General features: G+C 31.6%; 9 protein-coding genes and 1 pseudogene. 9 read left to right on the top strand and 1 reads right to left on the bottom strand.

Annotated features, from left to right (window positions below; all coding sequences use genetic code 11):
• The first annotated feature begins 39 nt into the window (after positions 1–39).
• The 9 genes from HMPREF3186_RS09620 to HMPREF3186_RS04920 all read left to right on the top strand — a co-directional run bounded on the left by HMPREF3186_RS09620 (position 40) and on the right by HMPREF3186_RS04920 (position 9,602).
• The gene (locus HMPREF3186_RS09620) at positions 40–162 is read left to right on the top strand and encodes an LPXTG cell wall anchor domain-containing protein (RefSeq protein ID WP_084812665.1); all 123 of its coding nucleotides are present in this window, start codon (positions 40–42) and stop codon (positions 160–162) included.
• A gap of 194 nt (positions 163–356) precedes the next feature.
• Complete coding sequence (gene folP / locus HMPREF3186_RS04885; RefSeq protein WP_060914184.1) at positions 357–1,160, top strand: dihydropteroate synthase; 804 nt, start codon at positions 357–359, stop codon at positions 1,158–1,160.
• A gap of 20 nt (positions 1,161–1,180) precedes the next feature.
• Complete coding sequence (locus tag HMPREF3186_RS04890; RefSeq protein ID WP_060914185.1) at positions 1,181–3,994, top strand: DEAD/DEAH box helicase; 2,814 nt, start codon at positions 1,181–1,183, stop codon at positions 3,992–3,994.
• 188 nt (positions 3,995–4,182) lie between these two features.
• The gene (locus HMPREF3186_RS04895) at positions 4,183–5,418 is read left to right on the top strand and encodes an MFS transporter (protein WP_060914186.1); all 1,236 of its coding nucleotides are present in this window, start codon (positions 4,183–4,185) and stop codon (positions 5,416–5,418) included.
• Between the two features lie 414 nt (positions 5,419–5,832).
• Entirely contained in the window at positions 5,833–6,120 is a 288-nt protein-coding gene (gene rpsF, locus HMPREF3186_RS04900) for a 30S ribosomal protein S6 (RefSeq protein ID WP_003144346.1), read from the top strand.
• Positions 6,121–6,133: 13 nt separating this feature from the next.
• On the top strand, positions 6,134–6,703 hold the full coding sequence (locus HMPREF3186_RS04905; RefSeq protein WP_060914187.1) for a single-stranded DNA-binding protein: 570 nt from the start codon (positions 6,134–6,136) through the stop codon (positions 6,701–6,703).
• Positions 6,704–6,726: 23 nt separating this feature from the next.
• Positions 6,727–6,975 (top strand): 30S ribosomal protein S18, encoded by a 249-nt coding sequence (gene rpsR, locus HMPREF3186_RS04910; RefSeq protein WP_003144201.1) that lies wholly within the window; start codon positions 6,727–6,729, stop codon positions 6,973–6,975.
• 109 nt (positions 6,976–7,084) lie between these two features.
• Positions 7,085–8,302, top strand: a complete 1,218-nt coding sequence (locus HMPREF3186_RS04915) for an HD domain-containing protein (protein ID WP_060914188.1) — start codon at positions 7,085–7,087, stop codon at positions 8,300–8,302.
• Between the two features lie 223 nt (positions 8,303–8,525).
• Complete coding sequence (locus HMPREF3186_RS04920) at positions 8,526–9,602, top strand: iron-containing alcohol dehydrogenase family protein (RefSeq protein WP_060914189.1); 1,077 nt, start codon at positions 8,526–8,528, stop codon at positions 9,600–9,602.
• A gap of 51 nt (positions 9,603–9,653) precedes the next feature.
• Here HMPREF3186_RS04920 and HMPREF3186_RS04925 read toward each other — a convergent pair.
• Positions 9,654–10,187 (bottom strand): annotated as a pseudogene (locus HMPREF3186_RS04925) (DJ-1 family glyoxalase III); the annotation flags it as partial.
• Positions 10,188–10,422 lie beyond the last annotated feature (235 nt).

Here is a 10,422-nt window from a genome sequence, read left to right on the forward strand (position 1 = left end):
GGTTCATCAAATAACCAACCTAATTTACAAAGTCCAAGAATTAATTCAAACGAATTAAAAACTTTACCTAATACAGGACAAAGTCAAACAGGTATGGCAACTGTAGCAGGATTGGTGGCACTAGCAGTAGCTGCGAGACTACGTCAAAGAAAAGAAAAATAATTAAATAGTTTATTAACTAGTAATAACCTCATTTCTCAAAATAGAGAGATGAGGTTATTTTTTGAACTATGTAAGAATATCTATAATTGTATGTTGATGTATAAGATAATTTTATAACTTCTTTTTTTACTGCAAACCCCATAGTCACATGATATAATAGTAAGGTATGCAAAATAAAATGATAAGGTGACAGAATGAATAAATTAAAACAATTATTAAATGAAAAAAAATATTTAATTATGGGGATATTAAACTTTACTCCTGATTCTTTTTCAGATGGAGGAGATTTTTATGATGCGGAAGCTGCGATAGAAGGTGTTCGTAAGATGGTAGCTGAAGGTGCAGATATTATTGACATCGGTGCTGAATCGACTCGTCCAGGTTCTACTGTAGTTAGTGAGGAAGACGAACTTGCTAGATTACAAAGCGTATTTCCAATATTAAGAAAAACATTTCCTGATGTGTGTTTTAGCGTTGATACGTATAAGCCTAATGTAGCTGAATACATGATTGAAGCAGGAGTAGATGTACTAAATGATGTGAATGGTGCTAAAGGAAGTACTATGACTGATGTCGCTGCTAAGTATGATATTCCAATCTTTATTATGCACAATGGTGGTGTAGAAGAAGGGCAAGAGATTGAACAAGTTGTGCGTGAATTAGGTGAGAGTGTTGATATTTGTCTAAATGCAGGTGTGAAGAAAGAAAATATTATCGTTGACCCTGGAATGGGATTCGGTAAAACTGCAGAAGCTAACTTAGAAATCACACGAAAATTAGAGTTACTTAATTCGCTAGGGTGTGAAATCTTATATGCGGTGAGTAGAAAGAGAACTACAGATTATGTGCTAGGTGGTAATAGTAATCCGAAGGATAGAGATATAGTAAGTGCGACTTTATCATTAGAAGCGGTGAAACGAGGAGCTAGAATGGTACGTGTTCATAATGTAAAAGTTATGAAAGAAGCATTAATAACATATGAAATAATTAATGGATAATCTAACAGAAGGAGGTTAAAATGAAGAATACATTTGTTTATAATAATCATTTAGAAGCGAAGAAAGTTCTTAGTACGCTCGAGAGTGAATTAGAAATGTGCGATGAATTTATTTTCAGCGTGGCGTTTATTTCAGAAAGTGGTTTAACAAGTTTACTTCAAACTTTGAAGAATTTGGAAGAAAAAAATATCCGTGGAAAGATTTTAACGACGAATTATTTATATTTTAATACTCCTAAAGTGTTAGAGAAATTGTCTAATTTTAAAAATATCTCTCTAAAGGTTTATGATTGTGTAGAAAATAAACACGGCTTCCACACTAAAGGCTATTTGTTTAAATATGGTGATTCATGGAAAGTGCTGATGGGAAGTTCGAACTTAACGAGTGCTGCACTTACGATAAATAAAGAATGGAATACTTTTATTGAGGGAGATAGGACTCTAACGGAAAATATTTTAGATGAGTTTAATAGCTTATGGGAGAAATCTAAGTCTTACTATGAAATAAAAGATAAGTATGTTGAAGAATTCGCTAGTAACAAGATTGAGACTGTTACTAAGAAAATTATTTCCAAGGAAATTAAACCGAATAAGATGCAAAGGAGTTTTATAGAAAATTTCGAAAAACTTCGTAATCAAGATAATAAGGGTCTTCTTATTTCTGCGACAGGAACTGGTAAGACATTTGCGGCTGCTTTTGCGATGAAGAGTATAGGTGCTAAGAGATTGTTGTTTATAGTCCATAGAGAACAGATTGCTCGTCAGGCACTGGAGACATTCAAAACTATTTTTGGAACTAGCCGTAGCTATGGTTTACTTACAGGTAAAGAGAAAAATATAGAAGCGGATTTTATTTTTTCTACTGTTCAAACTATGTCTAAAGAAGATGTTTTTAAGAGTTTTAACGATAGTCATTTTGATGAAATTATAATAGATGAGGTACATAGGGCAGGGGCTGACAGTTATCTTAGATTGATGAATTATTTCAAACCGATATTTTATCTAGGGATGACGGCAAGCCCTGATAGAACCGATAATTTTAATATTTATGAATTATTTAACAATAATATCGTTTATGAAGTTCGTTTAAAAGAAGCGATGGAAAATTCATTATTATGTCCGTTTCATTATTTCGGGATTAGTGATCTAGAAGTTGATGGTAAGATTATTGACGAACTGAGCGAGTTTTCAAATCTAGTGTCTAATGAACGTGTCGAGCATATTATAAGTAAGATTAATTATTATGGTTATTCAGGAGATAGGGTAAAGGGTCTAGTTTTCTGTTCGTCAAAACAAGAAGCTAAGGTACTGAGTGAAGAGTTTAACGCACGTGGTTACAATACCACTAGCTTAACAGGTGAAGATAGTCAGGAGCGACGTGAACAGGAGATTGCTAAGTTAGTTGCGAATAATGGCGATATGCTAGATTATATATTTACTGTAGATATTTTCAATGAAGGGGTAGATATACCAGAGGTTAATCAGGTAATTATGTTAAGACCCACTCAAAGTTCTATTATTTTTATTCAGCAGTTGGGTCGCGGTTTGCGAAAATCTGCGAATAAGGATTTTGTAGTAATAATAGATTTTATTGCCAATTACAAGAATAACTTTTTAATACCTGTGGCTCTATCTGGAGACAATAGTTATGATAAAGATACCGTAAGGAAGTTTTTATCTCAGGGGACTAGGTATATTCCTGGGATGTCGACTATTCATTTTGATGAAATCTCTAAACAGAGAATTTATAGTGCGATAGACAATGTGAAGTTAAACACGTGGCTATTTGTTACTGATGAATATAATAAGCTAAAAAATAAACTTGGTAGAATACCTACTTATTCAGATTTTGAAAACTATGATGCTATTGATGTTAGAAAGATTTTCGAAGTAGCTGGAAGTTATTATTCATTTTTAACTAAGAAGGAAAAACAGTTTAAATATAGTGGAAAACTGACGAAGACTGCAGAGAATATGCTAAATTTTGTTTCTACTAATTTAATCTTGAGTAAAAAGGTAGAAGAACTTATAATTTTACGTTTATTATTGGATGAGAAGAAGCATGATATTCTTACAGATTTTGAAGAAATTATGCTAAGAGACTATAATAAATTTATCGCAGATTATGAGTTGGATGTTAGTAGAAAGATACTTACTAACAATTTCGTAACTAGTAGTGTCACTAAGAAGAAGTTTCATGATTGTATATTTATTGAAGAGAATGTTGCTGAGATAAGAATGTCTAAAGAATTCAAAGAACAGCTACAATCAGAGATTTTTAGGGAATTGTTACAAAATTTGGTAGACTATGGAATTTACAGATATAATAAGTATTACAAAGATAATTTATACAAAGATACTAATTTTGTATTGTATGAGAAATATAGTTTCGAGGATATTTGTAAATTATTCTCGTGGGGAATTAACTACGTGCCGCTTGCTATAGGTGGTTATAAGTATGATGAAAGAACAAAGACTTTGCCGGTGTTTATTAATTACGATATTGATGAAAATTCATTTAACCGTGATTATACGCATGGATTTTTACCAGACAATGGTTTTACTTCAATGTCGAAGCCAAGAAGGAATTTAGAATCGAAAGAGTGCGACTATTTCTATAATAATAAAACGAAAATCTATCTATTTATGAGAAAAAATAAAGATGATAAAGATGGAGCACGAATATTTTATTTCCTTGGTGAGATGAAGACAATAGGAGAGCCTAAATTAGTAGCTAGAGAAAGAAGCGGAGATACTGTAATTCAATTCTTTTATAAAATACAGACACCAATTCGTGAAGATATGTACGAATATTTCACGAGGGATAGGATATAAAATAGAGAGCAACTAAAATGAATTTGAGTTCATGGGAATTAGAATTTCATTTAGTTGCTCTTTTTATTAATCGTGAGGAATTTAAAGTTTTACGATGAATATTTTAAATTTTCAAAAAAGAATATATAATATATTGAAAATTCGATGTTGCTAATGTAAAATAGAGCTAATATAGGAGGTGGTATTCGATGAATATTTTCTTGAAAAATAAACTCTATAGGCTATTCACTATTTCATCGGCATTTGGTAATGCTGGTAGAACGCTATTTGATATTGCGTTTATTATTTATGCGACAAGTTTACCGAATCCAGAATTAGCCGTAAGTATAGTTTCGATAGCTACGACATTGCCTTATATTATTTCATTTATCTTAGGATATTTTGCAGATCAGACAAAAGATAAGTACAACAGAATATTATCTACAAGATTTTATCAGTTTTTATTATTTTCGTTATTCGCTTTGGTGTCTATTTATGGAGTCCAATGGTGGATTTTTATTGTATTAGTATTTGTAAATGTAGTTGCTGATATTTTAGGTGGTTATAATGGCTATTTATCAATGTCGATTAATACTAGATTAGTACGTAAAGAACAACTAAGTGAAGCATTAGCATTTATTAGTTCTATAAACAATACAATCTCACTTGGTGGAAAGGCTGTAGGAGTATTTACTTTAGGACTCTTAAGTTATAACTATTCATATTTTGGAATGCTGAATGCAGCACTATTCTTGATAGCATTTTTAATACTGGCAAAATATAAAAATGCGATGAAAGCAGAGAGTGGCAGTTTTAAAGTGGATAATAAAGAGAAGGTAAGTACTAAAAGATTTTTAAAGGATACTATTGAAAACTTTAAAATACTTCGTGAGATAAAGAAAATTTATAATTTTGTTATACTATTTTTAGGGATGAATTTTTACTCATCTGCAATGTTCGCTTTACTTCTAGTAATTCTAGTAAAAAATGAGACCTTACTATTTGGAAATGTAGCGTACACTATCACTTTGTTAGAAATTGTGGAAGTAGTTAGTACAATTATCGGCGGAGTATATCAAATTAGTTTTTATAAGAATATGAGTTTGAGAAACAATGCTATATTAGAAATAATTTTATTCATTATCTATGTAGGAAATCTATTGATACTCCAAAATAAATTTATACTTGTTATTTTAACTGTAATAATAGGTTATTTTGCAGGAATATCGAATCCAAAACTAGATGCATTGATTTTACAATCAGTTCCTGAGGAAAAACAAACGTCAATATATAGTATTTTTAGCACTATTATTACTATTTCAGTACCAATAGGAACAACAATTATATTATTTTTCGCTAACGCTATTAGTGCATCGTTTGCGCTATATATATTATTAATACTATTAATTTTAGTTTTAGTATATTCGTTTAGAGTAAAAGAGTAGTTTCTAAATGGGAGTGACTCAAAAATCGTGATTTCGTAGAAATCGATTTTGTCGAGTCACCCCCGCACAGTTTATTAGATATCTAAAGAGCCTTTATAAAGCGAATTTAGATATCAATAAACCACTGCGTCTATGAGTTTTCATGTAAACTATTTTAAAATCTAGTACTTTTGGGTCATCCCCATTTATTTTTCATGCTTAGTAGAGGTGTGTTGAATAGTTAATAGAAGATTTTTTTAGTGATTAAATAATGAAGAAGTTCCCTAAAAATATTCTAAAAAAATTTCCAAAAAATATAGTTATTAGTTGATTTTTATTTTTATACTTGATATAATAATCGCTAGAGTAATTTTATTACTCCTTACTCTCTAATAGATTAGAGAGTCGCAAAGACCAAAAGGAGGTAACACACACATGAGAAAATATGAAGTAATGTTTGCTGTTCAACCACGTATCGATGAAGAAGCTAAAAAAGCTGTGGTTGATAGATTCGTAAATATTCTTTCAGAAGGTGCAGAAGCAGTAGAAGTTAAAGATTTAGGTAAAAAACGCCTTGCTTATGAAATCGAAGACTTCAGTGATGCTTACTACTATGTAGTAGAATTAACTTCAGCAACAGATGCGTCTACAAAAGAATTCGATCGTTTAGCAAAAATTAGCGATGACATCATCCGTCACATGGTAGTAAGATTAGAAAAATAAGGGGTGAAATACTATGGTAAATCGTGTAGTATTAGTAGGTAGATTAACTAAAGATCCAGAATTGAGATATTCTAATTCGAATATTCCAATGGTTTATTTTACAGTAGCTGTAAACAGAACATTCACTGATCAAAATGGTCAAAGACAAGCAGACTTTATTGGATGTGTAGCTTTTAGAAAGCAAGCAGAAAATATGGCGCGTTTCTTAGGACGTGGAAGTCAAGTAGCAGTTGAAGGTAGAATACAGACTAGAAATTATCAAGGTAAAGATGGAAACACAGTTTATGTTACTGAAGTAGTAGCAGATAGTGTTCAATTCCTTGAATCTAAAAATAGCTCACATGGTAGACAAAACAATGGTTTTGACTCAATGAGCTTTAATCAACCTCAATCACAACCAGCGTATAATAACAATAATCAAAATTATTATAACAACACTAATCAAAACTTTGGACAAGCTAATTCAGCTATGCAAGATTTTATTAATGACAGTTCATCATTCTCTGATTTTGGGGAAAACTTCCCAAGTAATCTAGATGATGACTTCATGCAGGATGTAGTAAATCCGTTTAAAGAAGACTAAAATTACATAGGAGGACATGCACAATGGCAGTAACTAACAATCGTCGTAACAACATGCGTCGTCGTAAAAAAGTATGTTATTTCACTAAAAATAACGTAGAATTTATCGACTACAAAGATGTAGAATTACTTAAAAAATTCATTTCTGAACGTGGAAAAATCTTACCACGTCGTGTAACAGGTACTTCAGCTAAGTACCAAAGAATGTTAACTACAGCAATTAAAAGAGCTAGACACATGGCACTTTTACCATACGTAGTAGACGAAAAATAAGAATAAGAGTGAAAAAGATGAGCTTAGGCTTGTCTTTTTTTTATGCTTTGATATAATAATAGGTGAAATATAGTAAAAAAATATCGATTATAGTAGGGGGAGAAAAGTGATGGAATTAAAAAAATTAGACGAAACTAAGGTATTAAAAGATCCAGTACATAGCTATATTCATATTCATTATGAAGTGATTTGGAATTGTCTTGATAGTAAGGAGTTTCAAAGATTACGCCGTATAAGGCAATTAGGGGGAGATTTTCAAGTATATCCAACAGCAGAACATTCTAGATTTTCTCATTCGTTAGGTGTTTATGAGATTGTTAGGAGAATGGTTACAGAGGTTAAGTCGCTTTGCGTTGAATTAACTGAATATGACAAGGTATGTGTGATGCTTGCTGGATTATTACATGATGTAGGTCATGGTCCGTTTTCTCATGCATTTGAGCATATTACTAATCATAGTCACGAAGAATATACAGCAAAAATAATATTAGGGAATACAGAACTTAATGCTATTTTAAGAAATGTTTCAGAAAAGTTACCACAAGATATAGTCTCTATTATTCAACATACTCATGAAAATGATATACTTAATCAGATTGTTTCAGGTCAACTAGATGCTGATAGAATGGATTATTTATTACGTGATTCTTATTTTACAGCGACGAGTTATGGACAGTTTGATCTTGAAAGAATATTACGTACAATACGCGTAAGAAAAACAGCTGAGGGAAGAAAGGTAATTGTCGTTAAATACACTGGTATTCATAGTGTAGAAGACTATATTATGGCAAGATATCAAATGTACTGGCAAGTTTATTATCATCCTGTAGCTAGAAGTTATGAGGCGGTATTCATTCAACTATTTAATAGATTGAAGGATATTTTTAAAGGGGATAAAGACTATTTTGAAGATATGAAGGTGTTGGTGCCATTTTTAGAAGAATCTGAAGTGAGTGTAGACGAATATTTTAAACTGGATGAAAATTCATTATTATATTGTTGTGCTCTTATCCAAGATAAAGAAGATAAAATTGCTGCTGATTTGGCAAGAAGATTACAAAATAGAAACTTATTCGAGTATGTAGATTATAACGAAGAAAATCTGGCTCAAATTAAAAATATGCTTAAGGAAAATAACTTGGATGAACGTTATTATCTAAGGATTGAGAATATAGAAGCGAGTGTTTATAGTCCGTATAAAGGTAGAAAAATATTAATTGAAAAATTAAATGGTGATATAGTGGCCTTAGAAAAAGCTAGTACGATAGTAGAATCTATAACTAAAGGGCAGACTAAGAAAGAGGGGATTATATTTTTCCCAAGATAATAAAATAAAAATTAAGGTGATTAAGAGGATAAGAATATTCTTCGTCAATTACCTTAATTTTTTAATTTATATGTGTTTATAAAATAAGTTCTGCTTATGTTCTATTTTAAATTGTCAGAAAATAAAATATTTTTAACTCACTATTGATTTTAGTTTTCGGAAATGTTATAATCGTAATTACACAATAAAAATATGAATTTTAACAACAAAGGAGAGATGTAAAATGTTTGAATTAGCAAATGTAGCAAGACCAGGGGTAAGTGAATATATTTCAGGAAGTGGGGCATTGTCTGCACTTGATAATAGATTAGAAGGGTTTAAGACTCCTTTGATTGTTACTGGAGAAAAATCTTACGCAGCATTTACGAAGTTTTACAAAGGTAATAGAGAATTCAGAGTAGCAAAATATGATGGTTCAGCATCTTTTGAAGACATGCAACGTATTGCTGATGAATACGGTGAAGGTGTTGATGTAGTCCTTGGAGTAGGAGGAGGACGTGTTATCGATACTGCTAAAGGAGTAGCACAAAACTTAAATGTTGAGTATATGACAGTACCGACAGTAATCGCAACTTGTGCACCTTATGCACCTGTAGCAGCGGTTTATCATCCAGATCACACATTTAGAGAGGTAGCATATTTTAAACGTACAGCGTATGCTTGTATTGCAGGCTTAGATCTATTATTAGAATCACCAAAAGAATACTTCGTAGCAGGAATTGGAGATACTTTAGCTAAATGGTATGAAGCAGTAGTATTAGTAGAGAGAAATAACAAGTTTAATGATCCTTTTGTAAGAATGGGATTAGAAGCAGCTAAAATCACTCGTGATGTTCTTTTACGCGATGCTAACGGTGCATTAGAAGCTATGGAAAAAGGTGAAGTTACTGAAAGTTTTAAAAATGCTGTAGATACAGTATTTGCTATCTCAGGGTGTGTTGGATGTTTCGGTGTTCACTACGGACGTATGGCAGGAGCTCACGCAGTGCACAATGGTATGAGTTTAGTTAAAGAAACACATTCTGTATTACATGGAACAAAAGTATCTTATGGTATCTTGGTTCAATTACTTGCTGAAGGTAAGAGAGAAGAAGTGGAGAAACTTGTTCCATTCTATAAAGCTAATGATTTAGCTTATAATTTAGCTTGTGTTAATGTAACAGAAGATGTAGAAGAAAAAATGCAAAAAATTGCTGAATTTGCAGCTAGTGAAAAAGAAACATTTAAACTTGCAGTTGATGTTTGTACACCAGAAGTTGTAGTAGCTGCAATGAAAGAATTAGAAGAATTAACAAAATAAGTAAATGATAAAAACCTCAGATGTTTTAATCTGAGGTCTTTGTTTTGTGTTTTATAAGTTGTTTTTTAATACTGGTACTAGCATAGCGTTGCTAATGTTTTGTGCAGTATCGTCTTGAAGTAGGTAATTAACGATTTCGTAACCGAATAAAATAGCTACGGCTGGTCCCTGGGCAGTGATTATATTATTATCAACTATTACCGCTTTTTCGTTATTGTATGTTTTGCAGTTTATTTCTTTATCGAATCCTGGATAAGAAGTTACTTCTTTATCTTCTAGAATCCCCGCTTTGCTTAGTACGATAGGAGCTGCGCAGATGGCAGCAACCAATTTATTAGCTTTATACATTTCTTGATAAAATTTAATTATTTTCTCATTATCACGAAGTAAGGTACTTCCAGGCATTCCACCTGGGATTACTATTGCATCATAATCAAGTATATTGTCGATATCATCAATTTTTTTATCTACTATTATTTTTACGTTGTGCGAGCTTGTTATATAGTCTTCGTTGTTTGCAGAGATTAGATCAACGTGAATATTAGCACGACGAAGTATATCTAGTGGTGCAATTAATTCTAATTCTTCACTTCCATTTTAAACGAATAAAGCAACTTTTTTAGTCATAAAAAATCCTCCTAATGGGTATTGTATATAGTTATAGAAACTAATTGGATATAATAAAATTAGTTTACTCTTAAAATATTTTTCTAGAGTACTCTATAGTGGTGATAATAAAATTGAACTACAATTTTGTAAGGAGTAAATGAGACTATAGGCTCATTTACTAGGGAGTGACTCAAAAATCGTGATTTCGAAG

Origin of the sequence: Gemella haemolysans (assembly GCF_001553035.1) — a bacterium.
Taxonomy (GTDB): domain Bacteria; phylum Bacillota; class Bacilli; order Staphylococcales; family Gemellaceae; genus Gemella; species Gemella haemolysans_B.